Source organism: Companilactobacillus futsaii JCM 17355 (assembly GCF_001435505.1).
Lineage (GTDB): Bacteria > Bacillota > Bacilli > Lactobacillales > Lactobacillaceae > Companilactobacillus > Companilactobacillus futsaii.
Genome location: NZ_AZDO01000108.1, coordinates 39,753 through 66,084, shown reverse-complemented (window position 1 = coordinate 66,084; position 26,332 = coordinate 39,753). Strand labels below are relative to the sequence as shown.

The 26,332-nt window shown below is 37.4% G+C and carries 42 protein-coding genes and 1 other annotated feature; of the genes, 1 reads left to right on the top strand and 41 read right to left on the bottom strand.

Annotation, left to right across the window (positions count from 1 at the left end; all coding sequences use genetic code 11):
• Positions 1-3: 3 nt before the first annotated feature.
• From FC88_RS08335 to FC88_RS08285, 11 genes are all read right to left on the bottom strand, one after another.
• Positions 4-1,311, bottom strand: coding sequence for an acetyl-CoA carboxylase biotin carboxylase subunit (locus FC88_RS08335; RefSeq protein ID WP_057814607.1), 1,308 nt, complete (start codon positions 1,309-1,311; stop codon positions 4-6).
• 10 nt (positions 1,312-1,321) lie between these two features.
• Positions 1,322-1,720: an acetyl-CoA carboxylase biotin carboxyl carrier protein gene (locus FC88_RS08330; RefSeq protein ID WP_057814605.1), complete on the bottom strand. Its 399-nt coding sequence runs from the start codon at positions 1,718-1,720 to the stop codon at positions 1,322-1,324.
• Positions 1,721-1,734: 14 nt separating this feature from the next.
• A complete protein-coding gene (locus FC88_RS08325; RefSeq protein ID WP_057814603.1) occupies positions 1,735-2,751 on the bottom strand; it encodes a 5-oxoprolinase subunit C family protein in 1,017 nt (338 codons plus the stop codon).
• Entirely contained in the window at positions 2,744-3,481 is a 738-nt protein-coding gene (gene pxpB, locus FC88_RS08320) for a 5-oxoprolinase subunit PxpB (protein ID WP_326838830.1), read from the bottom strand. Before pxpB ends, FC88_RS08325 begins: the two co-directional genes overlap by 8 nt.
• A gap of 81 nt (positions 3,482-3,562) precedes the next feature.
• Entirely contained in the window at positions 3,563-4,339 is a 777-nt protein-coding gene (gene trpA, locus FC88_RS08315; protein ID WP_057814601.1) for a tryptophan synthase subunit alpha, read from the bottom strand.
• Entirely contained in the window at positions 4,332-5,540 is a 1,209-nt protein-coding gene (trpB, locus tag FC88_RS08310) for a tryptophan synthase subunit beta (RefSeq protein WP_057814599.1), read from the bottom strand. Before trpB ends, trpA begins: the two co-directional genes overlap by 8 nt.
• 15 nt (positions 5,541-5,555) lie before the next feature.
• Entirely contained in the window at positions 5,556-6,134 is a 579-nt protein-coding gene (locus FC88_RS08305; protein ID WP_057814597.1) for a phosphoribosylanthranilate isomerase, read from the bottom strand.
• Positions 6,135-6,137: 3 nt separating this feature from the next.
• The gene (gene trpC, locus FC88_RS08300) at positions 6,138-6,917 is read right to left on the bottom strand and encodes an indole-3-glycerol phosphate synthase TrpC (RefSeq protein ID WP_057814595.1); all 780 of its coding nucleotides are present in this window, start codon (positions 6,915-6,917) and stop codon (positions 6,138-6,140) included.
• Positions 6,914-7,933 (bottom strand): anthranilate phosphoribosyltransferase, encoded by a 1,020-nt coding sequence (gene trpD, locus FC88_RS08295; RefSeq protein WP_057814593.1) that lies wholly within the window; start codon positions 7,931-7,933, stop codon positions 6,914-6,916. Before trpD ends, trpC begins: the two co-directional genes overlap by 4 nt.
• Positions 7,934-8,048: 115 nt before the next feature.
• Positions 8,049-8,315: a binding site (T-box leader), on the bottom strand.
• A gap of 86 nt (positions 8,316-8,401) precedes the next feature.
• Complete coding sequence (locus FC88_RS08290) at positions 8,402-8,899, bottom strand: macro domain-containing protein (RefSeq protein WP_420838790.1); 498 nt, start codon at positions 8,897-8,899, stop codon at positions 8,402-8,404.
• Positions 8,900-8,908: 9 nt separating this feature from the next.
• Positions 8,909-9,730, bottom strand: a complete 822-nt coding sequence (locus FC88_RS08285; RefSeq protein ID WP_057814590.1) for a Cof-type HAD-IIB family hydrolase — start codon at positions 9,728-9,730, stop codon at positions 8,909-8,911.
• Between the two features lie 110 nt (positions 9,731-9,840).
• Here FC88_RS08285 and FC88_RS08280 point away from each other — a divergent pair, with 110 nt between their 5' ends.
• Positions 9,841-10,944, top strand: a complete 1,104-nt coding sequence (locus FC88_RS08280) for a YdcF family protein (protein WP_057814588.1) — start codon at positions 9,841-9,843, stop codon at positions 10,942-10,944.
• Between the two features lie 49 nt (positions 10,945-10,993).
• Here FC88_RS08280 and FC88_RS08275 read toward each other — a convergent pair whose 3' ends face one another.
• The 30 genes from FC88_RS08275 to rplP all read right to left on the bottom strand — a co-directional run bounded on the left by FC88_RS08275 (position 10,994) and on the right by rplP (position 26,332).
• Positions 10,994-11,455: a hypothetical protein gene (locus tag FC88_RS08275; protein ID WP_057814585.1), complete on the bottom strand. Its 462-nt coding sequence runs from the start codon at positions 11,453-11,455 to the stop codon at positions 10,994-10,996.
• A gap of 122 nt (positions 11,456-11,577) precedes the next feature.
• A complete protein-coding gene (locus FC88_RS08270) occupies positions 11,578-12,081 on the bottom strand; it encodes a GNAT family N-acetyltransferase (RefSeq protein WP_057814580.1) in 504 nt (167 codons plus the stop codon).
• The gene (locus FC88_RS08265; protein WP_057814578.1) at positions 12,078-12,323 is read right to left on the bottom strand and encodes a hypothetical protein; all 246 of its coding nucleotides are present in this window, start codon (positions 12,321-12,323) and stop codon (positions 12,078-12,080) included. The genes FC88_RS08270 and FC88_RS08265 overlap by 4 nt, the downstream gene beginning before the upstream one ends.
• 90 nt (positions 12,324-12,413) lie before the next feature.
• On the bottom strand, positions 12,414-12,806 hold the full coding sequence (gene rpsI / locus FC88_RS08260; protein WP_010018559.1) for a 30S ribosomal protein S9: 393 nt from the start codon (positions 12,804-12,806) through the stop codon (positions 12,414-12,416).
• Positions 12,807-12,819: 13 nt separating this feature from the next.
• On the bottom strand, positions 12,820-13,263 hold the full coding sequence (rplM, locus tag FC88_RS08255; protein WP_057814576.1) for a 50S ribosomal protein L13: 444 nt from the start codon (positions 13,261-13,263) through the stop codon (positions 12,820-12,822).
• 126 nt (positions 13,264-13,389) lie between these two features.
• Positions 13,390-14,136, bottom strand: coding sequence for a tRNA pseudouridine(38-40) synthase TruA (gene truA / locus FC88_RS08250; protein WP_057814574.1), 747 nt, complete (start codon positions 14,134-14,136; stop codon positions 13,390-13,392).
• Positions 14,137-14,139: 3 nt separating this feature from the next.
• On the bottom strand, positions 14,140-14,937 hold the full coding sequence (locus FC88_RS08245; RefSeq protein ID WP_057814572.1) for an energy-coupling factor transporter transmembrane component T family protein: 798 nt from the start codon (positions 14,935-14,937) through the stop codon (positions 14,140-14,142).
• Positions 14,938-15,789 (bottom strand): energy-coupling factor transporter ATPase, encoded by an 852-nt coding sequence (locus FC88_RS08240; protein WP_057814570.1) that lies wholly within the window; start codon positions 15,787-15,789, stop codon positions 14,938-14,940. It lies immediately after the preceding gene.
• Positions 15,765-16,598 (bottom strand): energy-coupling factor ABC transporter ATP-binding protein, encoded by an 834-nt coding sequence (locus tag FC88_RS08235; RefSeq protein WP_057814568.1) that lies wholly within the window; start codon positions 16,596-16,598, stop codon positions 15,765-15,767. Before FC88_RS08235 ends, FC88_RS08240 begins: the two co-directional genes overlap by 25 nt.
• 188 nt (positions 16,599-16,786) lie before the next feature.
• Positions 16,787-17,167 (bottom strand): 50S ribosomal protein L17, encoded by a 381-nt coding sequence (gene rplQ / locus FC88_RS08230; RefSeq protein ID WP_010018551.1) that lies wholly within the window; start codon positions 17,165-17,167, stop codon positions 16,787-16,789.
• Between the two features lie 30 nt (positions 17,168-17,197).
• Positions 17,198-18,136: a DNA-directed RNA polymerase subunit alpha gene (locus FC88_RS08225; protein WP_010018550.1), complete on the bottom strand. Its 939-nt coding sequence runs from the start codon at positions 18,134-18,136 to the stop codon at positions 17,198-17,200.
• A gap of 63 nt (positions 18,137-18,199) precedes the next feature.
• The gene (gene rpsK, locus FC88_RS08220; protein WP_057814566.1) at positions 18,200-18,586 is read right to left on the bottom strand and encodes a 30S ribosomal protein S11; all 387 of its coding nucleotides are present in this window, start codon (positions 18,584-18,586) and stop codon (positions 18,200-18,202) included.
• Positions 18,587-18,607: 21 nt separating this feature from the next.
• The gene (gene rpsM / locus FC88_RS08215; protein ID WP_057814564.1) at positions 18,608-18,973 is read right to left on the bottom strand and encodes a 30S ribosomal protein S13; all 366 of its coding nucleotides are present in this window, start codon (positions 18,971-18,973) and stop codon (positions 18,608-18,610) included.
• 23 nt (positions 18,974-18,996) lie between these two features.
• Positions 18,997-19,113 (bottom strand): 50S ribosomal protein L36, encoded by a 117-nt coding sequence (rpmJ, locus tag FC88_RS08210; protein ID WP_010018546.1) that lies wholly within the window; start codon positions 19,111-19,113, stop codon positions 18,997-18,999.
• Between the two features lie 32 nt (positions 19,114-19,145).
• Positions 19,146-19,364 carry a translation initiation factor IF-1 gene (gene infA / locus FC88_RS08205; RefSeq protein ID WP_010018544.1) on the bottom strand — a complete coding sequence of 73 codons (219 nt, stop codon included), beginning with the start codon at positions 19,362-19,364 and terminating at the stop codon, positions 19,146-19,148.
• 95 nt (positions 19,365-19,459) lie between these two features.
• On the bottom strand, positions 19,460-20,113 hold the full coding sequence (locus FC88_RS08200; protein WP_057814562.1) for an adenylate kinase: 654 nt from the start codon (positions 20,111-20,113) through the stop codon (positions 19,460-19,462).
• Positions 20,114-20,127: 14 nt separating this feature from the next.
• Positions 20,128-21,423, bottom strand: a complete 1,296-nt coding sequence (secY, locus tag FC88_RS08195) for a preprotein translocase subunit SecY (RefSeq protein ID WP_057814560.1) — start codon at positions 21,421-21,423, stop codon at positions 20,128-20,130.
• Complete coding sequence (rplO, locus tag FC88_RS08190) at positions 21,423-21,863, bottom strand: 50S ribosomal protein L15 (RefSeq protein WP_010018539.1); 441 nt, start codon at positions 21,861-21,863, stop codon at positions 21,423-21,425. Before rplO ends, secY begins: the two co-directional genes overlap by 1 nt.
• A 30-nt stretch (positions 21,864-21,893) precedes the next feature.
• Positions 21,894-22,079: a 50S ribosomal protein L30 gene (gene rpmD, locus FC88_RS08185; protein WP_010018537.1), complete on the bottom strand. Its 186-nt coding sequence runs from the start codon at positions 22,077-22,079 to the stop codon at positions 21,894-21,896.
• Between the two features lie 17 nt (positions 22,080-22,096).
• Positions 22,097-22,597 carry a 30S ribosomal protein S5 gene (rpsE, locus tag FC88_RS08180; RefSeq protein ID WP_057814558.1) on the bottom strand — a complete coding sequence of 167 codons (501 nt, stop codon included), beginning with the start codon at positions 22,595-22,597 and terminating at the stop codon, positions 22,097-22,099.
• An 18-nt stretch (positions 22,598-22,615) separates the two neighbouring features.
• The gene (rplR, locus tag FC88_RS08175) at positions 22,616-22,981 is read right to left on the bottom strand and encodes a 50S ribosomal protein L18 (protein WP_029606445.1); all 366 of its coding nucleotides are present in this window, start codon (positions 22,979-22,981) and stop codon (positions 22,616-22,618) included.
• A 16-nt stretch (positions 22,982-22,997) separates the two neighbouring features.
• Positions 22,998-23,528 carry a 50S ribosomal protein L6 gene (rplF, locus tag FC88_RS08170; RefSeq protein WP_057814556.1) on the bottom strand — a complete coding sequence of 177 codons (531 nt, stop codon included), beginning with the start codon at positions 23,526-23,528 and terminating at the stop codon, positions 22,998-23,000.
• Positions 23,529-23,558: 30 nt separating this feature from the next.
• Positions 23,559-23,957: a 30S ribosomal protein S8 gene (gene rpsH, locus FC88_RS08165; protein WP_010018531.1), complete on the bottom strand. Its 399-nt coding sequence runs from the start codon at positions 23,955-23,957 to the stop codon at positions 23,559-23,561.
• A gap of 30 nt (positions 23,958-23,987) precedes the next feature.
• Positions 23,988-24,173 carry a type Z 30S ribosomal protein S14 gene (locus tag FC88_RS08160; RefSeq protein WP_010018530.1) on the bottom strand — a complete coding sequence of 62 codons (186 nt, stop codon included), beginning with the start codon at positions 24,171-24,173 and terminating at the stop codon, positions 23,988-23,990.
• Between the two features lie 16 nt (positions 24,174-24,189).
• On the bottom strand, positions 24,190-24,732 hold the full coding sequence (rplE, locus tag FC88_RS08155) for a 50S ribosomal protein L5 (protein WP_010018529.1): 543 nt from the start codon (positions 24,730-24,732) through the stop codon (positions 24,190-24,192).
• 16 nt (positions 24,733-24,748) lie between these two features.
• Positions 24,749-24,991: a 50S ribosomal protein L24 gene (gene rplX, locus FC88_RS08150; RefSeq protein ID WP_010018527.1), complete on the bottom strand. Its 243-nt coding sequence runs from the start codon at positions 24,989-24,991 to the stop codon at positions 24,749-24,751.
• 32 nt (positions 24,992-25,023) lie between these two features.
• Positions 25,024-25,392, bottom strand: coding sequence for a 50S ribosomal protein L14 (gene rplN, locus FC88_RS08145; RefSeq protein ID WP_057814554.1), 369 nt, complete (start codon positions 25,390-25,392; stop codon positions 25,024-25,026).
• A 29-nt stretch (positions 25,393-25,421) separates the two neighbouring features.
• Entirely contained in the window at positions 25,422-25,694 is a 273-nt protein-coding gene (gene rpsQ / locus FC88_RS08140; RefSeq protein ID WP_010018525.1) for a 30S ribosomal protein S17, read from the bottom strand.
• 22 nt (positions 25,695-25,716) lie between these two features.
• Positions 25,717-25,911, bottom strand: coding sequence for a 50S ribosomal protein L29 (rpmC, locus tag FC88_RS08135; protein WP_057814552.1), 195 nt, complete (start codon positions 25,909-25,911; stop codon positions 25,717-25,719).
• Positions 25,901-26,332: a 50S ribosomal protein L16 gene (gene rplP / locus FC88_RS08130; RefSeq protein ID WP_057814550.1), complete on the bottom strand. Its 432-nt coding sequence runs from the start codon at positions 26,330-26,332 to the stop codon at positions 25,901-25,903. The genes rpmC and rplP overlap by 11 nt, the downstream gene beginning before the upstream one ends.

Here is a 26,332-nt window from a genome sequence, read left to right as displayed (position 1 = left end):
TGCTTAATTGGCTAAATTATCCAACCAACTAATATCAGTATGGTTAATTTTATAATCAGGCTCTTCAATCACTTGCATCAAAAAGTCTAGATTAGTCTGAACTCCATCAATAACTGTCTCTTCTAGAGCTTCTGACATTTGACGAATCGCCGTTTCACGGTCAGAAGCAAAACTGATGATTTTGGCAATCATCGAATCGTAATATGATGGTACTTTATAGCCTTGATACAAAGCACTGTCTGTTCTAATTCCGTGACCAGCTGGCAAATGCAGTGCTTCAATCTTACCGGCAGTTTTGGCATTGATCCGGCATTCCAAGGCGAAGTTGTGTTCATGAATTTCTGCAAAAGGAATCGGTTCTCCTTGGGCAATTTTGATCTGTAAGTCAATCAAGTCAACATCACTAGTCAATTCCGTGATTGGATGTTCAACTTGAACTCGAGTATTCATTTCCATAAAGTAAAATTCTTCAGGACCATTGACCAAAAATTCTATTGTCCCCAATCCTTCAAAATCAATATCTTGAGTTGCTTTCACTGACACGTCATACATTTGTTGACGTGTTTTTTCGTCTAATGTACTAGCAGGTGCTTCTTCGATAACTTTTTGATGGCGTTGCTGCAAACTACAATCTCTTTCTCCAATAGCAATTGCGTTACCAAATTGATCAGCCGCAACTTGGACTTCAATGTGACGTGGATGGGCCAAGAATTTTTCAAGGTACATGTGCGAATCTCCAAAAGACACTTTGGCTTCAGCTTGAGCTAAATCAAATTCTCTTTCTAAATCCTTTACATCTCCAACAACACGCATCCCTTTGCCACCACCACCGGCACTAGCTTTGAGCATGACTGGATAACCAATTTTTTCAGCGGCAATTTTGGCATCGTTAAGGTCTAAAAAATCACTCTTCGAACCAGTAATAACAGGAACACCAGCTTGAATCATCGTCTCACGAGCTGTTGATTTCTCACCCATCATCGCAATAACTTCTGAACTTGGACCAATAAACTTAATACCTTGTTCTTCACATAATTTGGCAAAATCAGCATTCTCTGACAAGAAGCCATATCCAGGATGAATCGCATCAGCTTGGGTGATTTCAGCTGCAGCAATGATACTATTTTGATTCAAGTAACTATCTTCTGGATTTGGTCCCCCGATACAAACTGCTTCATCAGCCATGGCAACGTGCATCGCATCTTTATCGGCCGTCGAATAAACTGCCACGCTGAGAATATCCAAAACCTTACAGGCGCGAATAATTCTTACGGCAATTTCTCCGCGATTGGCAATCAATATTTTTTTCATTCAAACAACCTCATTTCAACATGAACAGTGGTTGGTCATATTCAACTGGATCACCGTTTGACACAAGAATTTTATCAACGACACCATCTCGATCAGCTTTTACTTCGTTCATCATTTTCATAGCTTCAATAATCGCAATCGATTGACCTTTTGTTACTTTGTCACCTGGTTTTACTAAAGGGGCTTTATCAGGCTGTTCGGATGAATAAAAGGTTCCCACGAATGGTGCTGTGATGGTTTTTTCCTCTGATGTTAGTTCAGGACTTATTGTCTGTCGTGGAGCAACATTTTCAGAGCTAGTAATATTTCGTTCTAAAACGATATGACCTTCTTTGTCATCAATTTCTAAATGACTCAAACCTGCTTTATTCATCAATTCAATCATTTTTTGAACTTTATCTAATTCCATTTCATTCATCCTCCTTATTTGTTAGCTCGAATCAAACGACTAATTTTGATAGCATTTCGTCTAATTGGTCCAATCGGTTCAATGTAGCGTCCGGCATACCATTTTTCAAAAGTATCGTTAATAACTTTTTGCTGCTGAACCAATTTTTCAACTGCCGTATCTATATCAGTCAACACAAATTTGAATTGCTGGCCTTGTTTCATTTGGACAAATCTATTCAAATCGGCACGAATAATTGTTCCAATCACCGGATAGCCACCAGTCGTCTGACGGTCAGCTAATAGAGCAATTGGACTACCATCACGAGTGATCTGAATATTGCCCAAGACCGTTCCCTCTGACAACAAACTCTTTTTAGGAACTTCTAATTTGGGACCGTTGAGGCGATAACCCATTCGATCCATCTGTTCTGATATTTGATAGATTTCACTTTGAAATTGTTCTTGAGTTTTTTTTGAAAACATCTCCCAATGCGGTCCTTTGACGAAATGAATTTCCGTAACTTTTTCTGATTTAATAACGATTTTTCGAGAACTTAAGCTAGGCATCACTACACTATCTCGAATTGGTATCGTATCGCCGGTTTCTAAAGCTCGTCCATCGAGTCCACCCATTTTTGTTCGTAAAGTTGTTGAGCGACTGTCCAAAACCGGTTGAGTAATAACACCGCCGTTTGAAAAAGCTAAGTAACCGTAATTGCCTTCAATCACCGGACCTATTTTTAAAATAGAACCTTCAGCTACTTCCACTACTTCATTTTGCAATATCGGTTGATCGTTCAAAGTAGCATTGACTTTGCCACCAGTTAAAGCAATAAAGGAATCGCAAGCAAATCGTAAAGTCGGACCAGTTGAGACAAACTCCAAAGAAGCTGAATTACGATGATTATTGACTAACAAATTAGCTAATTTATAACTAAACCTGTCCATCGCACCAGATTCAGGAAAACCTTCAATTTGATGATTAGGACGTCCCAAATCCTGAACAGTAGTCGATAATCCCGGTTGAATAACACGAACAAAATTAGCCATTATCAATGTCTCCTTCCTTGATAACCTTTAACGAATACTTATCGGCAGCATCCAACTGCTGGATTCTTCGATATTCTTCTGCATCGATGGGAACGAAACGAATATAATCACCAGAACGATATTTCAACTGTGGTCGGGCTGGATCATATAACTTAACTGGGGTCCGCCCTAAGATACGCCATCCGCCAGGAGATTCGACTGGATACATTCCCGTCTGAGCTCCAGCAATACCGACGCTCCCAGGGGCAATACTTTTACGAGGAACCTCAAGTCTTGGCATAGCGATTTTTTCAGGAACTGAACCCATATATGCGAAGCCTGGCAAAAAGCCCATCATATAAATAAAATAATCCGTCCCAGAATGCAATTTGATCAATTCTTCAACACTGATAGAAGCAAATTTAGCCACATCTTCTAAGTCAGGACCATATTTTGGACTATAAAAAACAGGCAGTTCAATAATTGACCTGCCCGTTTTTGTTAGTTCATTTGAATTTACAATGATTTCATCAATTTGATTAACTAATTCTTTAAAAGAAGTTAAGTCAAAATCAAAATTGACGGTTAACGTATGATATGCAGGTATGACACCCGTAACCCCAACCGCCTTTTGTTCGATTAGTTCACGAGCTATATTTTGGATTAGTTTATTTTCTTCAACGTTGATCTGTTCGGGAAACTCGACTTCCAAAGACTGCTCGTTTACTTGAAAATAACTGTAATCCATCATAAATACCCTCCATAAATTAAAAATAAATTAATTTAATTGTAATATTGTTTCTTAAATGAATCAATAAGTATTTTTTTCTTTTTATTCAAATAAGTTTTCTCTGATTGATTGTGAGTACTGTGCTAGCTGGTTTTGCACATCAGTTCCTCCTTCAGAAATAATTTTGACTACGGCACTGCCAATAATGATTCCATCAGCAATTTCGGATAGTTTGCGTGCTTGTTCCGGTGAGTGGATTCCAAAACCAATTGCGGCTGGCAAATCGGTTACTTGGCGAATCCTTTCAATGGTCTCTGACAAGTTTTGAATAGCAATTTCATCCCTAATTCCAGTCACACCAAGAGATGACACTACATAAATAAAACCAGTAGCATTTTGCGCTATCTTCTCTATTCTGTCAGCAGACGTTGGCGCAATCAAAGGGATCAAGGCAATATCATATTCATCAGCATAAGGTTTGATTTCAGCTTGTTCTTCTAAAGGTAAGTCGGGAATAACTAAACCAGAAATATCTAGCTCTTGGCATCTTCGACAAAATTTGTCATAATCATACTTAAAAGGAATATTCGCATAAGTTAGAAAAACTAGTGGAATCGAACTAGATTCCCTAACTTTTTCAACAATTTCAAAAATCGTCTCTGTATTAACACCGGCGCTAAAGGCTCTTAAGTCTGCTGCTTGGATCACTGGTCCGTCAGCCACTGGGTCGGAAAAAGGAATACCTAATTCCACAATATCAGCACCATTTTTGGATAACGTTAGAATACTTTCAACGGTTGTATCAAAATCCGGATCATCGGCTACAACAAATGGAATAAACGCTTTATTATTTTGAAACACTTCTGTCAAATTAGTCATCGATATCTACCCCTCTATACTTAGCAATTGATGAAACATCTTTATCTCCACGGCCAGAAACTGTGCAAACAATGATTTGATCTTTAGACATTTTTGGTGCAATTTTTTGAACGTATGCTAGAGCGTGGCAACTTTCAATCGCTGCGATGATACCTTCGGTTTTAGCAATGTATTCAAAAGCATTGACTGCCTCATCATCTGTAATCCCAACATATTGAGCACGTTTTAATTCCGCTAAACGAGCATGTTCTGGTCCAACTCCTGGATAATCAAGTCCCGCTGAAATGGAATAGACTTTATCAATTTGACCATCGTCATTTTGTAAGAAGAGTGACTTCATCCCGTGAAAAATCCCAACTGATCCACGTTCAATCGTTGCGGCAGTCTGGTCAGTATCGACACCTTTTCCAGCCGCTTCACAACCAATTAGTTGTACACCTTCATCATCAATGTAATCGGCAAAACTTCCAATGGCATTACTACCACCGCCGACACAGGCAACGACCATATCTGGTAATTTACCTTCGGCTTCCAGAATTTGTTGCTTCGATTCTTTACTGATGACACTTTGAAAATCGTGCACCATTTCAGGGAACGGATAAGGTCCAACGGCTGATCCTAAAATATAAAAAGTATCATCGACTCGACTAGCCCACTCTTGCATTGTGGCATTGACAGCATCCTTTAAGACCATTGAACCATTAGTAACAGCATGGACTTTGGCGCCGAGCAATTGCATTCGATAAACATTCAATTTTTGTCTTTCGGTATCTTTTTTACCCATGAAAATCTCACATTCCATCCCAAACAATGCTGCAATCGTAGCCGTGGCAACACCGTGTTGACCGGCTCCTGTTTCGGCAATCAAACGAGTTTTGCCCATTCTCTTTGCAATTAAAGCTTGGCCGATAACGTTATTGATCTTGTGAGCTCCGGTATGATTCAGGTCTTCACGTTTCAAGTAAATTTTGGCTCCACCAAGATCTTTGCTCATTTTTTCTGCGTAATATAGTAATGATGGTCGGTTGGCGTAGTTGTTTAGCAAATCATGAAACTCTGCCAAAAATTCTGGATCATTTTTGTAACGATCATAAGCTTTAGAAACTGCATTGATCTCATTGACTAAAGTTTCAGGAATGTACTGACCTCCAAATTGACCATATTTTCTAATATCAGTTGTATCTTTTTGCATTTCTTTCATAGGAAAATCCTCCGATTATAATTGATGTACTAATTTGACTATCTCATTGATTTTTTGAGGATCTTTTTGATTGTCAGTTTCAACACCTCTCGATAAATCAACGAATTGTGGTTTTATTGCTTTAACCGCGCTTGTTATATTTTTAAAATTTAAGTTTCCAGCAATGATTAGAGGTTGGGAAAAATCATTTTGATAATCTTGCCATTGAACTCTTTTTCCATCCCCTTTACCGCTATCAAGCATGACGTAATCGGCTTGGGTTTTTCGTATTTGATCAGGTTTGAAAACTTTGATTACAGGAATATTTTGTTGTTGAAGTTTTTCTATGACTGTTTCACTTTCTGATCCGTGCAGTTGAATCATCGAGACAGCTTTGCTTTTTATAACCTTGTGCATCTCTTCTAATGGTGCATCTACGAAAACTCCAACACTGGGAATTTCTTTATTCAGTTTTTTTCTCAAGACCATGGCCTGTGATAAATTAATTTGATGCCGACCGGGAGCAAAAATAAATCCAGCTAGATCTGGTTTTGCGATATTTATGGCCTCAATATCTTTTGGTGTCATCAGTCCACATATTTTAATTTTTGTCATAATTTACACACTTTTGAAATCATTGATAATTTCGGCTTTATTATTAGCTTTCATAAATGTTTCACCAATCAAAACTCCATTGATACCTGCGTTTTTTAAAAGTTTAATATCGGCTTTTGTCTTGATTCCACTTTCAGCAATCACGGGAATACCGGCTGGAACTAATTGTTTTAATTTAAGGCTATTATTGAAATTGACTGAAAAATCTTTTAAGTTGCGATTGTTGATGCCAATAATTTCACTTTTAGCTCGTAAAGCCCGTTTTAATTCAGTTTCGTCATGTACTTCCACGATGGCTGCTAGACCTAATTCTTTGGCTAATTTTAAATAGTCCCTCAGCTGTTCATCTGACAAAATTGCTACTATCAATAAAATCAAACTGGCTTGAGCAATTTTTGCTTGATAAATCATATAAGGATCAATCGTAAAATCCTTGCGTAAAACCGGTAAGTTAACTTCTTGTGTAATTTGTTGTAAATATTTTAAATTACCTTGAAAATAATCAGGTTCAGTCAAAACAGAAATCATATCAATCTTGTCGGCTTGATATTCTTGAGCTATTTTCAAATATGGAAAATCTTGAACAATTACACCCTTTGACGGAGAAGCCTTTTTGATTTCGGCAATAAAGGTCAATCCTGGTTCTAACAACTTATCAACAATCAGCTGTGGATTCTTTGTTGGAATTTTTTGGCTTTGTTGTTTGAGGTTGTTCAAACTATGAATTCTTTTTTCAGCAACTATTCTCTTTTGGGTTGCCGCTACTAAGTCGTCTAATATCAAGCTGCAACACCCGCTTCAGTTAATTTGATAAATTGATTTAGTTTCGCTAATGCCTGTCCACTGTCGATAGTTTGTCTAGCAATTGCAATAGCTTGTTGAATCGAAAGTTCCGGTCTAGCTGTATGAATGGCTAAGGCTGAATTTAATAAAATGATGTCTCGTTTGGCACCACTTTGACCGTTCAAAATTTCTAAAGTGATTTGGGCATTTTCTTGTGGTGTGCCACCGATAATTTGATTTTTAGTTGCCCGATTTAAGCCAAATTGTTCCGGAGTTATTTCGTATTTTTTGAATTTGTCACCATGTACTTCCATCACTGTAGTTGGTGCAGAAATGGAAGCTTCATCGAATCCATCTTGACCATGAATTACTAAGGCATTTTCTACACCCAACTGATGTAAGACCTCTGCCATCGGTTCTACTAGACTTTCATCATAAACACCTAATACTTGGCTATTAGCGTGAGCTGGATTTGCCAGTGGACCTAAGATATTAAATAAAGTTCTGATTCCTAATTCTTTTCTGATTGGGGCGACAAATTTCATTGCTTTGTGATATTCCTGAGCAAATAAGAAACAAATGCCGATTTGATTGAGAATGGCTTCACTTTGTTTAGGATCAACTTGAATCTTGACACCAAGAGATTCTAAAACATCAGCGGCACCACTCTTTGAACTAGCAGCTCGATTGCCATGTTTAGCAACTGGAATTCCACTGGCCGCAACGACTAAAGCTGAAGTAGTAGAGATATTAAATGAATTTGAATGATCCCCACCAGTACCAACGATTTCTAACACTGGTTCATCAGCGTGAAAGTCCAAAGCTCGGTTTCTCATAGCATTGGCAGCTCCGGCAATTTCTTCTACAGTTTCTTTTTTCACACTCAAAGCGGTTAAGAAACTAGCAATTTGAACGGGACTAGTTTTACCCGTCATTATTTCATCAATCACTTGGTTAGTTTCTTCAAAAGTTAAATCTGTACCTGCAGTAATTTTTTTAATAGCATTTTCAATCATTTTTTCTTCCTCCAAATTAATAGTTTGTTAATTAATTTGAAGTTTGCCATCGTCTATCATTTTTCATAAGAAAGCCTCCTTGAGAATAAAAAAAATCCGTCCATAAACAATTAAGTTTAAGGACGGATTACCCGCGGTGCCACCTTATTTTAATGGAGAAAAATAGAGTATACCAAAAATATACTCAAATTCTTCATCCATTACTCTTAGCGAAGGACCAACATCCTCCCGACAACTTACGTATGCCAGACGTCTTCCCGTACTATAATTTCGGGGAAACCCTCGATGGTCCATTTAATTATCTGCGTTCGACTGCCATTCTCAGCACCGGCAATTCTCTGGGCGTGCACAATAATCTTGATCTCCATCTCATCGGTTTATGGACGAATTAATTTGTTGTTATGAGATTAAATCTTAATTTTATTTTTGTCAACAGTTAAATTGGAATTTCTTTAATTTTATTAAAAATCACAAACGTTTTTTAGCAATTTTTTCTGTAGATTCATCAAAAGCTACAAAATAAATTCGTGCATCCAAATTAAATTTCTTCACGTTTTCCATAGCAATATTAATAGCTTCTTCTAGTGGATAACCATAAACACCAGTGCTTAAGAACGGAATGGCTAAAGAATTTACTTCTAATTTTTGAGCCAGCTTCATAATTGATTGGTAGGCAGTTGCTAGTAATTCAGCTTCGCCATGTTCACCATCTTGATATCTAGGTCCAACCGCATGAATGACATAATCAGCGTTCAAATCAAATGCTGGCGTATAAACAACTGTCCCTGTTGGCGTACCACCAAATTTCAACATAGCTCGACCAAGATCTGGACCTGCTTTTTTATTAATAGCTCCATCAACGCCACCACCCGGCACTAAAGCTGAATTGGCCGCGTTGACAATGGCATCCACATGAAATGGTAAATAAGCAATATCACCTTTAATAACTGAAATTTTTTCCATCATACTAACCCCCTAGAGAGCGTATTTTTCAATTGCTTTGGAGACTCCGTTTTGGTTATTAGTCTCTGTTACCACATTAGCACATTTTTGAACTTCAACTGGAGCATTTTGCATTGCAACACCTAACCCAGCAATTTTTAACATCGAAACGTCATTGAAATTATCGCCTAAAGTCATCGTGTTTGCCAAATCCAATTGATAAGTTTTAGCCAATTCACGTAAAGCTTTTTCTTTAGAAACATTGCTGTTAGTGATTTCTAAATAATTGGGTTTTGATAAGTAAAACGAACTATTTGAAAAATCTGACCGCTTGAAGTAATTTATAGCTTTTTGAATTTGTTCAGTTTCGCCAATCAACAACAATTTGTGAATTGGTACAGTATGTTCTGCAATTAGTTTTGGCAAGCTCTTAACGATTGGATTCATCTTAGTAATATCAGCTTCAATTTGAATCCACTTGTCTAAATCACTGACATACCAGTCAGAACCCGAATATAAATTGACAGAGATCTCTGAGAATTTATATTCAAGAATCGTAAGCATCTCTTCTACTTCAGGTACATTCAATTCATGGCTTAAAATAGTGGTATAGTTCTTATTCTGCAAATCTTTAACGACTAGAGCACCGTTGTAGCAAGCAATTGGATTATCTAGAACATCCAAATCTGAAGCAATTTGTTTCATCCCTTCAGGAGATCTAGCCGAAGCCAAAACAAATGGGACATCTCTTTGATGTAATTTCTTAATAGCAGTTTTTAAGCCTGTATCGATCACATTTTTGTCATTTAAAATCGTTCCGTCAATATCGCTTAAAATCAGTTTAATTTCACTCATCTAAAACCCTCCTCTATTTCCATTATGACATGAACAACTTGGCGTTGCTAATAACGTTTCAGAAATTATCCTATATGCTAAAATTAGAATGATTATAGGAGGGGCGGATTATGAATGGACTCGTTTCATACATGAATGAACTCCAGAGGATATCAGCTTATTGGGGAATCATTACGTTAATTCTTTTTGGTATCTTCTTGGGACTATGGCTTTATGAACCACGCCGATTAATAAATGGAATTACTTTTACGATTTTTTTTATTAGTTTTTTAGCCGAACTAGCAGTTTTGATTTTTAGTACTGCCAATTTGATTTTTATCACCACAATGGGAATACTTTTCTTAGTTATCGTGGGTATCATCGTAATTACTTTAGCTATGATGTGGCTACTTCTCTTGTGGAATGCCTTTATCGTTTGGAAAAGGGAAAGTCACACCTTATCCAATATGTTGACACTATTATTAGCGATATTTTTAATCATCTTATGGTTCGCCAATTTGTTCATGGCTGGACATTCAAGATTCTTACCTGATTGGTTCAACACTTTGATAGCCGGACTCCCGGTCATTGGTACTTACTTAGTAATTTGCTCGTACAATTTCTTAGTAAATGTTCTACTATATCAATTCCTACCCAGACGATACAAAGCCAATTACTTAATCGTTCTAGGCGCTGGTTTGATCAATGGTGACCAAGTTTCGACCCTACTAGGCAATCGTATCAAAGCTGCTATCAAATTTGCACAAAAGCAAGTTAAAAAAGGTCGTCCTGCACCCAAAATCGTCTTTTCCGGCGGACAAGGACCCGATGAGAAATTATCTGAAGCTCAAGCAATGGCTGAATTTGCGATTACTCAAGGTTGGGACAAAAATTTAGTCCTTTTAGAAGATAAATCACGCAATACTTTGCAAAATATGCAGTATTCTAAAGCATTGATTCAAAAGGACTTTGGCAGTGACAAAGCTTACATCAAATTCTTCAGCAACAATTATCACATCTTTCGGGCTGGAATTTATGCTAAAATGGCACACTTGGCCGCAAATGGTATCGGTGCACCAACTCGTTTTTACTTTTTGCCCAATGCTTTAATTCGAGAATTTGCCGCTATTTTCTTGATGAACAAGAAACGTCATTTCATTATTATTAGTGGGATTGCACTCATCACTTTACTAATGGTTCTTATCACTATTTACACCGGTTTTGCCGTCAAATAAAAAAAGAAGCTGTCAGAATTTATGCATTATTACTCTGATAGCTTCTTTTTTAATAATTACGTTGCAAAATAAAATAGGCACTTCTAATTTTATCTGCTGCTTGTGATCTTTGGTGGACAAATTTAAATTTCTTATTCAATTCAGCTGGTACGTCAATTCCATGTGCTAATTTAAAACTGACTGAATGACGACCATTTTTATTCAAACTATAAATAACGCTAACTTCTAGCCCATTATCGTAATAAACTTGTGACCAGCGAACATTGTTGGCAGCAAAGTCACTGACTTCTAGAGCTTTGTAAGGCAAATTTAAATCTCGTTCCTTCAAAATTACTTCAATTCGATTCAAAATCTCGGGTACTTCATCAGCTGGCATAGTAACTAATTCATGTTGGTATTTATTCCAAAAAAATCTAGCCTCATTAGCACGTAATTTAGCTAAATTTTTGGCAACTGGGGAATCCTCCAGACCCGTTGTTTCTATATTTTCAAAATTTACTTTATATGACATTTTAGACCTCTTAAATCCTTTGTATACATAATGACACTTAATATTATAACTTCAACTACTACTTGATGTTTGGATTTTATGCTTTCTTAATATTAAGTCTTGTTTACAAAGATTTTAAAAATCTATAACTTTTTTTCCACAACCACTACCGTATAACCGGGTACATTGAGTTCCTGTCCCGTCTTTTGATAACCATTCTTCAAAAGAAATTTCTCGCTCTTGGCATTTCCTTTAGCAAAGGCTAATTCTACTTTCGACAAACCTTGCTTCGTTAATTCCTTTTCAATTCCGACAAATATCTTGGACCCTATTCCCTTACCTTGAAAGGCAGCATCGACCATAAAGAAACCGATCCAAGCAGTTTTTTCATCAGGATAACCGCTAATCAAATCTAAAACTGCCACTAATTTATCGTGATCATAAAAACCAACATAGTACTTATCATCCATCGTCTTATTGGCAGGAACAACTTTAATATCTTCCAAAATAGTATGGCGATTAGGACGTGGTGGACAGAAATTATAATAACTGTCATTACTCAAAACTAACCTCAAAACGTGATCAGCATCTTGAGGTTTGAGTCTTCTCACTTGATAACTTGTGGATAATTTTGTCAAATCAATCATTTTTTCTCCTCTTTTATCCTCTTTAAGACTAAAATGGCTTCCTTAGTGTTCAAGAAGTACTTATCGCGTATCAATTTTAACACTAATTTTGAATCGTTGTGATTACGGACTATCTCCTTAATTTCACTAACAATCTCTGGAGTATCAAGAATTGATTGAATCTTTTGTTTACTACGTTTGCTGTAATGAAAATACAAATATAAATTGACGATAATAATCAGTGCTAGTAATAGCCAGAACATCGATATCCTCCAATTTTTTCCTTAATTATAACAAAAAAACATCCCTCGCATTGAGAGATGTTTTTGAACCAAAACTGGAAATAATAAATATTAACGTTTTGAGAATTGTGAAGCCTTACGGGCTTTCTTAAGACCTGGTTTCTTACGTTCCTTCATACGAGGGTCACGTGTTAAGAAGCCTGCTGACTTAAGTGATGGTCTGAAATCAGGATCAACATCAAGTAGGGCTCTTGCGATACCATGTCTAATTGCTCCAGCTTGTCCTGAGAAGCCTCCACCGTTAACGTTAGCAATAACGTCATAGCTGTCTGCTGTTTCAGTGACATCTAGAGGTTGTTTCATATCAGCAATCAAATTGTCAAAAGGAATGTAATCTTTGACATCACGTTTGTTGATAGTAATCTTTCCGTTTCCGGGTACTAGGCGTACACGAGCAACTGAGTCCTTGCGACGACCTGTTCCGGCGTATGATACTTGTGCCAAATTCTTTTCCTCCTTAAATTAGTTTGTTGATATCCAACATTTCTGGATTTTGTGCTTGGTGGTTGTGTTCTGAACCTGCATAAACATGCAACTTCTTGATTTCTTGACGACCAAGAGTGTTCTTAGGTAACATACCGCGAATTGAGTCTTCAACAAAGAGTTCTGGCTTTGTATCTCTCTTTTCACCGGCACTAATACTCTTCAACCCACCTGGGTGATCTGAGTGAGAATAATAAATCTTATTCTTAGCTTTCTTACCTGTTAATCTAACTTTATCTGCATTGATGACAATAACATTATCACCTGTATCAACGTTAGGTGTGTAAGTTGGTTTGTTCTTACCTCTAAGAATAGAAGCAACAACAGATGAAAGTCTACCTAAGACAACATCTTCACCGTCGATTACATACCATTTACGTTCAACTTCACTTGCTTTTGCTAATGGTGTTGTACGCACTTTAATTTCCTCCAGTTTCTACGTCTGTTTGACAACTCAATAAGTTTCCGGGGCTTATCGTGGGGCAAACAATACCAGTTACAATAATACTGTGATTTTCATTGTAAGTCAATAATTATCCACAGATTAATCATAAAAAACTTCTTTTAAATATAGCCCACTAGCAGGTGCTGTTCCTCGTGCTTCTTGACGGTCTTTCACTTCAAACAACCTCAAGAAATCGTGTACATCTCTGCGCCCATTACCAATCTCTAACAGAGTAGCAACCAAGATTCTAACCATATTATATAGGAAGCCATTGCCTGTAAATTCGAAAACTAATTCGTCATTCTTCCCATTATACACGCATGTCGCCAAATAGATAGTCCTAACTTTATTTTCAATCACACCACCCGAAGCGGCGAAACTCGTAAAGTCATGCTCACCTTCCAAATCTTTGAGTGCCGTTTGAATTTTATCCACAGATACTTTATATGGATAATGGCCTGTGTAAAACCGCTTGAAAGGATCAGTATAATATCCACAGTCAACTCGATATTGATAAGTTTTTTTCTTAACTCCGAAACGCGCATGAAAATTCTCATCGACTATTTCTGAATCTTTCACTAAAACGTCCAGTGGCATCAAAGAATTAATCGCTCTTAACATATTTTCTGCTGGAATTTGCCCTGGATAGTCAAAATGGATCACTTGACCAAAAGCGTGGACTCCAGCATCAGTTCTGCCAGAACCCACGACATTAACGTGCTGTCCTTTGGTCATTTTAGTCAGAGCTCTTTCCAAAACTCCTTGAACTGTTCGTAAATCATTTTGTCGTTGAAAGCCATGAAACTTAGTTCCATCATAAGCTATCGTCAATTTATATCTCGTCATAAATTAATAACTCCGTAAAAATAATAAAATAACTGTCAAACCTAGCATGAATAAAATTGTCAAAGTATCACGTTTTTCCCATTTCAAAACTCGATACTTGCTCCGACCTTCTCCATCCTTATAACCACGAGATTCCATAGCGATTGCTAAATCATAAGCAATTGAAAAACTGCTAACAAATAAAGGAATCAAAATAGGTACGAATGACTTGATCCGCTTGATCAAACCACCTTCCCCAAAATCAACTCCACGAGCACGCTGAGCATCCATGATTTTAGTTGTCTCATCAACTAATAACGGCACGAATCTTAATGCAATCGACAACATTAAAGCTACTTGGGTCACTGGAAAATTAACTTTTTTCAATGGCTTGAGAATGCTCTCGATTGAATCGGAAATTTCTATCGGGGTAGTCGTTAATGTTAATAAAGTCGAAATGAAAATAATCAATACAAACCGCATAAAAATATAGCCTGCAATCACTAACCCATCTTTGGAGAAAGTAAATATTCCCCAATGCCAAATAGGATTATTACTAGGCGTGAATAGCAATTGCAACGCGACTGTAAACAAAATCAACCAAAAAACTGGTCTTAAACCTTTAATAAAGAAGCCAAAATTGATTTTTGACAAGTAGACAGCAAAGATAACGAATGCTAATAAGAAAGCATAAGATGCACCGTTATTAGCTAAAAAAACTATCCCCACAAAATAAAACGTTAATAAAAATTTACCTCGAGGATCTAGGTGATACAATAATGAATCCCCAGGTAAATACCTTCCCAAAATTATCTTATCCATTTAATCACCTAACTGTTGTTTAATTTCTTTTCCTAAGGCTGTAATCGTAATAGGCAACTTATCGAAGTGAAAACCTTGGCTGCTAAGTTCCCTAGCAAATTCAGCACTCTTAGGCAATGACAACAGATCCTCTTTTAGTAAATCTTGTTGATTAAAAACATCTTTTGGCAAACCAGTCGCAACGAGTTTTCCACTGTGGATAACTGCCATCTCATCAGCAAAATTAGCCACATCATCCATATTGTGCGTGATCAAGATAATTGTCTTACCTTTCAGTTGTAAATTCTTGAATAAATTCATGATTTCAAAACGCCCAACTGGATCCAAACCAGCAGTCGGTTCATCTAGAATAATAGTCTCCGGATCACTTGCTAATACGCCAGCAATCGCCACACGACGCATCTGACCACCAGATAAATCGAATGGCGACTTTTCCAAATAAGACTCGTCTAAACCAACTAATTTTATCATTTTTTTGGCTGCTGCTTTAGCTTCTCGTGCACTAGCTCCAAAATTCATTGGACCAAACATAATGTCTTTTTGAACTGTATCTTCAAACAACTGACTCTCAGGAAATTGAAAAACCATACCAATATTTTTACGCAATGATTTAAGATTCTTATTGTTAGTTTCAGAAGTGATTTTGCGGTCACCGACTAAAATTGTTCCTGAAGTTGGCTTTAACAAAGCATTGATATGACGAACTAAAGTCGACTTACCACTACCAGTTTGCCCAACGATAGCCGTAAATTTTTTATCTTTGATCGTCATTGAAACATCATCTAAACCAAGACTCGCTGTTGGACTATTTACATTATAAGAATGTGTTACATGCTCGAATGTAATTTCCATAATTGTTCCTTCAACTCCTCTTCATTTAAATACCCTTCAGGCAACTTTACACTATTCCTTAGTGTTTGGACTAATTGACTAGAAAATGGTTCCTCAAGTCCAAATTTAGTCAAATGAGGCCCAATATCATAAATAGACGATGGTGTTCCTGCTTGTACAATTTTTCCGTCATTAATAACGACAATTCGTTGTGATAATTCCGTCTCTTCAATATCGTGCGTAATAGAAATAATCGTTAAATCTTGCTCCTGACGTAATTTTTGAACTAAATCTAAAACTTTCTTTCTACCATCAGGATCCAACATGCTAGTAGATTCATCCATAATAACGATTTGCGGTTTAGTGGCCAAAACTCCGGCAATAGCGACACGTTGTTTTTGTCCACCGGACAATGATTGAGGATCGCGTGTTTTGAAATCTGACATCTTCACTAAATCTAATGCTCGATCAATCTCTTTAACCATCTGTTCTCGGGGCATACCTTGGTTCTCAAGTCCAAAGGCCACATCATCTTCTACGGTTGCTCCAACAAATTGATGATCTGGATTTTGAAAAATAATACCAATTTTAGTTCTGGCGTCCCAAATGTTTTCTTCGTTAATGACTTCCCCATCAATAACAATCGTTCCAGAATCTGCTTCAATCAAGCCATCAATTAATTTAGTCAAGGTAGACTTGCCACTCCCGTTTTTCCCCACAATTGAGAGCCATTCATTCTTATAAATATCTAATGACAAATCATTGATAGCTGGTGTTTTTGAATCGGGATAAGTATACGTTAAATTTTTTATTGATATGATTTTTTCCACAGCGTTATCTCCCTAAGCGTGTGACATACATTTATAATACCAAAATTTGAGTAAAAAAAAATCATTCGACAAATTAGTGTCCCCTTTTAAAGAGATCTCAGAGATAGACTTAGCCTAAAGGCCATCATCTTAACACTCACTAATTCATCAGAATGACTGATTTTTTAAATATTAATAAACAATTATTATTAAACTAATTCAATAACAACCATTGGTGCAGCATCTCCACGGCGTGGAGTTGTCTTCAAGATACGTGTGTATCCACCATTACGTTCTTTGTAACGAGGTGCAATATCACTGAAAAGTTTTTGAAGAGCTGATTGTACAATAACTGCATCATCATCTTCTGTAATGTTAGCAACTTCGTTTCTAACATAAGCAGCAGCTTGACGACGAGCGTGCAAATCACCGCGTTTACCTAAGGTTATCATTTTTTCTGTTGTACGACTAATTTCTTTAGCACGTGTTTCAGTAGTAACAATGTGTTCATTAATGATTAAATCAGTAGTTAAATCGCGTAACATAGCTTTTCTTTGTGAACTGTTACGTCCTAATTTACGGTAGCCCATGTCTATACCTCCTGTTTGAATTTGATAGTATTAGTCTTCTTGCTTCAATGACAATCCAAGATCAGCAAGCTTTTCTTTAACCTCAACAAGTGACTTGCGTCCAAGATTACGGACACGCATCATATCTGCTTCGGATTTTTCAGTAAGCTCTTGCACAGTATTAATACCGGCACGCTTCAAACAATTATATGAACGAACTGACAAGTCAAGTTCTTCAATAGTCATTTCAAGCTTCTTCTCTTTTTGAGTTTCCTCTTTTTCAATCATCATGTCAGCACTCTTAGCTTCTTCAGTAAGGTTTACAAAACTGTTTAGATGTTCTGTAAGAATCTTAGCTGACAAACTAATAGCTTCGCGTGGTCCAATTGAACCATTTGTCCAGATATCGATTGTTAATTTGTCGAAGTCGTTTCTCTTACCCACACGAGTGTTTTCAACTTGATAGTTAACTTTTTCTACAGGTGTAAAAATAGAGTCAACTGGAAGAACACCAATAGGTGTTTCGTCCGTCTTATTTTGTTCTGCAGGAGTATATCCACGACCATTTTTAATTGTCATTTGCATGTGGAAATGTCCACCCTCAGCAACAGTACAAATAAATTGTTCTGGATCGAGGATTTCTAGGTCATCATCAGCTTTGATATCTTTAGCCGTAACAGTAGCTGGGCCAACAATGTCAACTTCAGCTTTTAAGCTGTCTTCAGCATAAGACTTAAGCTTTAATTTCTTCACGTTAAGCACAATTTGCGTAACGTCTTCAATTACGCCATCAATAGCTGAGAATTCATGCAATACACCATCTATTTGAATATCAGATACCGCTGTACCAGGAAGTGATGCTAACAATACTCTACGTAATGAATTACCTAAAGTTGTACCATAACCTCTTTCAAGCGGTTCAATAATATATTTACCATAACTACTGCTTTCTTCAACAGAAGTAATAGCTGGCTTTTCAAATTCGATCATTCGGTTAGTTCCCCTTTCAAAACGAAATGTGTGTAGCGTAGTTCATATGGGTATACAACCATTCTATACACGACGACGCTTTGGAGGACGAGAACCATTGTGAGGAACTGGTGTAACATCACGAATAGCAGTAATTTCCAAACCAGTAGCTTGTAGTGAACGGATTGCAGCTTCACGACCAGAGCCTGGTCCCTTAACAGCTACTTCGACTGTTTTCATACCATGTTCCATTGATTCTTTAGCAGCAGCTTCTCCAGCCATTTGTGCAGCAAATGGTGTTGACTTACGACTACCCTTGAATCCTAATGCACCAGCTGATGACCATGAAACGGCATTACCGTTAACATCAGTGATCATAACAAGTGTGTTATTGAATGTTGAGTGGATATGTGCCACGCCAGATTCAATATGCTTTTTAGTACGGCGTTTACGACCTTTATTTTGTGCCATGATTAACCTCCTATCTTATTATTACTTCTTCTTACCTGCAATGGCAGTCTTCTTGCCCTTACGAGTTCTTGCGTTATTCTTTGTGTTTTGTCCTCTTACTGGCAAACCACGACGATGTCTCATACCACGATATGAGCCAATTTCTTGTAGTCTCTTGATATTCATGCTTACTTCACGACGTAAGTCACCTTCAACACGTACCTTATCAACTTCTGCACGAATCTTATCTTCTTGATCAGGAGTTAAGTCTCTTGTACGGATGTCTTCTGATACACCGGCATTTTCAAGCACTTTTTGAGCTGTTGTATTACCGATACCAAAAATGTATGTTAGGGCAATAACGATTCTCTTATCACGAGGTAAATCTACACCTGCTATACGAGCCATTAATCAATGCACCTCCTATTAAATTATCCTTGTCTTTGTTTGTGCTTTGGATCTGCTGAGCAAATTACCATGACGCGACCGCGTCTTTTAATTACCTTACAGTGTTCGCACATAGGTTTAACGGATGGTCTTACTTTCATATTGAGGAACCTCCATTCCATTAAAAAACTTATTATCTATATCTATATGTAATTCTTCCCTTGGTTAAATCATAAGGGGATAATTCCACGGTAACCTTGTCACCGGGTAAAATTCTGATATAGTGCATACGGATTTTACCTGACACATGGGCTAGAACTGTAGCTCCATTTTCAAGCTTTACCTTAAACATCGCATTAGGCAATGTTTCTGAAATTGTACCTTCTACTTCAATGACATCTTCTTTTGCCAAAGATATTAACCTCCATACGGGATGAAATTATTCTGCATATACTGGCGAATTATACAATAATTTTCCGTACATGTAAACATTCAAAGCAAAAAGTCTTACAAGTTTTGTAAAACTTTTTTAACTTCGTTATAAACTTCATCTATTTCTTGTTCACCATTGATCTTGTACAACAAGTTTAGCTTGTCATAAAAATCAATTAATGGTGTATTCATTTCAATATTAACTTTTAATCTATTCTTAACTGTTTCTGGTTTGTCATCCTCACGTTGATAGAAGTCATGTCCGCCACAAACGTCACATGTTCCTTCAACCTTAGTAGGATTGTATACTTTATGATAAGTTGCCCCACAATTAGAACAAATATATCTTCCAGATAAGCGATCAACTAATGTTTCAGGCTTTACATCAATATAGATGACAGCATCTATTGGTTTGTTTACATTCTTTGCAATTGTCTGTAAAGCGTTAGCCTGTTCAAGAGTTCTCGGAAATCCATCTAACATATATCCGTCTTTTTGAACATCTTCTTCAGATAAACGTTCTTGAACGATACCTTCGGTAACATCATCTGGAACAAGTTCACCTTTGTCGATGAATCCTTTAGCCTTTAGACCAATTTCTGTCTTATTAGCCATGGCTGCTCTAAACATGTCACCAGTTGAAATATGAACAACTTTAAAATCTTCAACAATCTTTTCAGCTTGAGTACCTTTACCAGCACCAGGTAATCCCATCAATACAATATTCATTGTCACATCTCCAATTATCTAATAAATCCAACGTATTCACGCTTCATCAAAAGACCACGTAATTGACGATCCATTTCCAAAGCAACACCAACGATAATCAATAAACTAGTACCACCTAATCCGATGGATTGAGGTAAATTGAATAAGTTAGCAGCTAGTAATGGAAGTAATGAAACCAAACCTAGGAACGCAGCTCCGACAGTTGATAGTCTCATTAATACACCTGACATGAATTTAATTGTTTCATTACCAGGCCAAACACCAGGGATATAAGCCCCTTGTTTTTGTAGGTTTTCTGCAAGCTTCTCAGGATTTACTTGAACAAATGCATAGAAGAATGTAAATAATACAATCAACAATGTATAAATTATCGAACCTGTTGTAGTCTGCATACTGAATATTTCTGTTAATACTTGATACCATTGATCTTCACTATGATTTGCTTGGAACGCCATCAAAATAGTTTGTGGTGTAACAATAAATGAACTAGCGAAGATAACAGGAATAACACCAGCAACGTTAACCTTCAATGGTAGAAAACTTTCACTACCACTACCTGCAGCACGTCTTGTGTATTGAATTGGAATTCTTCTATTTGCTTGTTGTACATAAGTAACGAACTGTACAACGATCAAGATGATGATCACAAGACCAACCAAGAATCCAATATTTTTAGCAAGATCAGCTGAGCTAGAATTAGTAATATAATCACGGTAAATTTGTTGGAGCCCATTAGGGAATCTAGCAATAATACCAGCGAAGATAATTACTGAAACTCCATTACCTAAACCTTTATCAGTAATCTGCTCACCAATCCAAGTAAGAAGCATTGTACCACCAGTTAAGATGATTCCAATTGTAATGAAAGCTTTCATGTTAGGTGATTTAACTAACCCTAACCCACTTAATTGGTTAAAACCGGCAGTAATACCGATTGACTGAACAAAACCTAAAACAATCGTCAAATATCTCGTTACTTGATTTAACTTTCTACGACCTACCTCACCTTGTTTGCTCCACTCAACAAACTTTGGAATAATATCCATTTGCAAAAGTTGAACAACGATTTGGGCCGTAATGAATGGTGAAACACCCATTGAGAAAATAGAGTAGTTTGAAAGACCACCACCGGTTACAGTATCCAATAGTGGAACTAACCCTGTAGAACCAACTTTATCCATTGCCGCGGCATTAACGCCAGGCACTGTGATTTGTGATCCCAAACGATATATAACAAGTAACATCAAGGTAAAGAAAATCTTTTTACGGATTTCTTTGACCTTTAGAGCATCTCTGATAGTTCTAAGCATTAGATCACCTCTACAGTGCCACCAGCGGCTTCGATTGCTTTAGTAGCTGCGGCTGAACTCTTAGCAACTTTAACAGTTAACTTAGCACTAACCTCACCGTTAGCAAGCAACTTAACACCATTATATTGTTTTTTAATGATTCCGGCTGCCTTCAATGTTTCAGCATTTACTTCAGCACCATCATTAAACTTACTTAAATCACTTAGGTTAACAATAGCATATTCCTTACGGTTGATGTTATTGAATCCACGTTTTGGCATACGACGGAAGTATGGCATTTGTCCACCTTCAAAACCTACACGTGTCTTACCACCTGATCTAGCTAATTGACCTTTTTGACCACGACCAGCAGTTTTACCTGTACCACTTGAAGTACCACGACCTAGACGCTTTCTAGCATGTCTTGAGCCTGCACTTGGCTTAAGTTCGTTTAGTTCCATTATTGCACCTCCTAATCTTTTGTAAATTTATTAATCTTTAACTTCTTCAACGCTTACTAAATGAGCGATTTTTCGTACAGCACCACGAATTGCAGGATCATCCGGCTTAACAACAGAACTTGAAACTCTTGCGAGTCCTAGTTCTTTAACAATTGTACGTTGAGCAGGAAGGCGGTGAGCTGCACTTCTAATTAGAGTAATTTTAAGTTTAGCCATCATTACGCACCTTTCTTCTAGTTAAGCAATTCTTGGGCTGAGATACCGCGCATTTCAGATACGCTTTCGGCAGTCTTAAGTTGTTTTAGTCCATCGATTGTTGCACGAATTACGTTAATAGGTGTATTTCTACCTAGTGACTTACTTGTAACATCACCAACACCTGATAATTCGATAACGGCACGAACAGCACCACCAGCAGCAATACCAGAACCTTCTTCAGCAGGCTTCAACAAGATTCTACCAGCACCGAAAGTACCGATAACTTCATGAGGAATAGTTGAGCCAACCATAGGAACACTGATTAGGTTCTTCTTAGCATCTTCAACAGCTTTACGAATAGCTTCTGGAACTTCTTGAGCTTTACCAGTACCGAAACCTACGTGACCATTCTTGTCACCAACGATTACGATAGCAGCAAAACGTAGACGGCGTCCACCTTTAACAACCTTAGTAACACGGTTGATTGAGACAACGCGATCTTCTAATTCTAATTGAGATGGATCGATATATGTCATAAATTTGGTTTCCTCCTTCTAGAATTTTAGCCCATTTTCACGAGCTGCTTCAGCAAGACTTTGTACACGACCATGGTATAGGTAACCGCCACGATCAAATACTACGTCGCTGATCTTTGCTTCTTGTGCTCTTTGTGCAATTAATGCACCAACAGCTTGAGCTTGTTCAACTTTTGAACCGTCTTTAACTTCTTTATCAAGAGTTGAGGCACTTGCTAGCGTTACACCCTTTACGTCATCAATTAATTGAGCGTAAATGTTTTTATTCGAACGGAATACGTTTAAGCGTGGGCGCTCAGCAGTACCAGAGATTTTGGCACGGATGCGTCTTTGACGTCTTTGACGTGCTTTGTTTTTGTCTGGTTTTGTTATCACAATTTTCACCTCATGGATTTATTTACTATTTACCAGTTTTACCTTCTTTACGACGTACATATTCGCCAACATAACGAATACCTTTACCTTTATAAGGTTCTGGAGAACGTACATCGCGGATTTCAGCAGCAAATTGACCAACTTTTTGCTTACTAATACCTGAAACGTTAACTTCTGTGTTTGAAGGTGATTCTACTTTGATACCTTCTGGTGTGTCCATAACAACTGGATGTGAATAACCAACTGTAAGTGTCAATTGATTACCTTTAACTTGTGCACGGTAACCAACACCTCTTAGTTCAAGCTTCTTTTCATAACCTTCTGTAACACCAATAATCATGTTGTTTAAGTTAGCACGCATTGTTCCGTGAAGTGCTTTATCATTTTCGCTTTCACGTGAGAACTTAGCTTCCTTATCATCAAGAGTTAACTTGATTTTTGGATCAAAATGTCTTGTTAATTCACCCTTAGGGCCTTTAACAGTAATGTTTTCATCTTTTTGAGTAATTGTAACACCTGCAGGGATTTCAATTACTTTTAAACCGATACGACTCAAATCAGTGCACCTCCTTACTTTTTAAGTATATTACCAAATATAAGCGATTACTTCTCCACCAACGTGTTGAGCGCGAGCTTCTTTGTCAGTAATAACACCTTTTGAAGTTGAAAGAATAGCGATACCTAATCCGTTAAGAACCTTTGGCACGTTATCTGAATCAACATAACTACGTAGACCTGGTCTTGAGATACGTTTCAAGCCTGAGATAACGCGTTGTTGATCTTTACCATATTTCAAGAAAATGCGAAGTACGTTTTGTTTGTTGTCTTCAACTACTTCGTAATCCTTGATAAATCCTTCATTCTTAAGAATCTCTGTCATACTCTTCTTGATGTTTGAAGCAGGAATTTCTAGAGATTCATGTTTAACCATGTTTGCATTACGAATACGTGTTAAGTAATCTGCAATAGGATCTGTCATGACCATTTGATTTGCCTCCTTTTTAAATTAAAAATTTTACCAGCTAGCTTTTTTCATACCAGGGATTTGACCTTCATGAGCCAATTGACGAAGGCAAAGTCGGCAAAGCTTGAATTTACGATATACAGAATGTGGACGTCCACAGCGTTCGCAACGTGTATAAGCTTGTGATGAGAACTTTGCGGGTCTATGATTACGTACGATTTGTGATTTCTTAGCCAATGAATTTACCTCCTATTTATTTTGTGAATGGCATACCGATTTGTGTTAATAGTTCACGTGATTCTTCATCTGTATTTGCTGTTGTAACAATAACGATGTCCAATCCACGGATCTTGTTAACCTTATCGTAGTCAATTTCTGGGAAAACCAATTGTTCTTTGATACCTAGTGTATAGTTACCACGACCATCGAATGAACGTGTTGATACACCACGGAAGTCACGAACACGTGGTAAAGCAATATTGATTAATTTGTCAAGGAAGTCATACATGCGGTCACCACGTAGAGTAACTTTAGCACCGATTGACATACCTTCACGAAGTCTGAAACCAGCGATTGATTTCTTAGCTTTTGTGATCAAAGGCTTTTGACCAGCAATCAAGCTTAGTTCTTCAACAGCTTCGTCAAGATTCTTTGAGTTAGCAATAGCATCACCAACACCCATGTTCAAAACAATCTTTTCAATCTTAGGTGTTTCCATAACTGATGAATAGTTGAACTTCTTCATCATTGATGGTGTGATTTCACTAACATATTGTTCTTTTAATGCGTTAGCCATTTAGTTTTCTCCTTTCTTATTTATCTTCTTTATCAGTTGTCTTATTTACAACTTTAACGTTAGTTGCGCTAATAGGTCTTTCAACGTCAACAATTCCACCTTGTGGTTGTGCGTTAGTTGGCTTAGAGTGTTTCTTTACAACGTTTACGCCTTCGACGATAACTTTGTTTACAGCAGGCATAGCTTTTTTAACTACTCCTGTTTTACCCTTAGCGTCACCAGCAATAACTTTGACATTGTCTCCAGTTTTTACAAACACTATTCAGCACCTCCTGAATTTAATTGTTCTTTTTATAGCACTTCTGGTGCTAGAGATACGATCTTCATAAAATCGTTATCACGTAGTTCACGAGCAACTGGTCCAAAGATACGAGTTCCTCTAGGTGTTTTATCAGCATTAATAATAACTGCAGCATTTTCGTCAAATCTGATATAAGAACCATCAGCACGGTGAGCACCTGAAACAGTTCTTACGATAACTGCCTTAACTACATCACCCTTTTTAACAACGCCACCTGGTGTTGCTTGTTTGACTGTAGCAACGATAACATCACCGATGTTAGCAATCTTACGGTTTGAACCACCAAGTACTTTAATAGTTAGAATTTCACGAGCTCCAGAATTATCTGCAACTTTTAGACGACTTTCTTGTTGAATCACGTTTTGGCCCTCCTCTCATCCGTTATAGTCTAGATCTTAACTGCTTTTTCAACGATGTCTAATAAACGGAAGCGCTTTGTCTTCGACAAAGGTCGAGTTTCCATGATACGTACAATATCGTTAACTTTAGCTTCGTTGTTATCGTCTTGAACGTAGTATTTCTTAGAATATCTTACACGCTTACCATAAACTGGATGTTGTTTTCTTGTTTCAACAACAACGACGATTGTCTTATCCATTTTATCTGAAACGACACGTCCTTGATATACTTTACGATGGTTACGAGTTTGTGTTTCGCTCAACTTGATATCCCCTTCCTGTTTATTATTTTTCGTTATTCTTTTCGTTTTGAGCTGTTCTTAATCTTGCAATGTTCTTTCTTACAGCTTTTAGACGAGCTGTGTTTTCCAATTGACCTGTGGCTTGTTGGAAACGCAAGTTGAATAGTTCTTCTTTATATTCTTTAACTTTGTCTTGCAATTGAGCAGCAGTTAGCTCTTTGATTTCACTAGCCTTCATCAGCGCCACCTACTTCCTCACGTTTTACAAACTTAGTTCTAACGGGTAGTTTGTGTGATGCAAGTCTTAAAGCTTCACGAGCAACTTCTTCAGAAACGCCACCGATTTCAAACAAAATCTTTTCGCGTTTAACTGGAGCTACCCATCCAGCTGGAGCACCTTTACCATTACCCATACGAACACCTACACCCTTAGCAGTGTATGATTTATGAGGGAAGATTTTAATCCAAACCTTACCACCACGCTTCATGTAACGAGTCATAGCAACACGGGCTGCTTCAATTTGTCTATTTGAGATCCAGTTTGAGTCAAGTGACTTCAAACCATATTCACCAAATGTAACAGTTTTTCCGCCTTTGGCTTCTCCGCGCATCTTACCACGGAATTCACGACGGTGTTTTACACGTTTTGGTACTAGCAT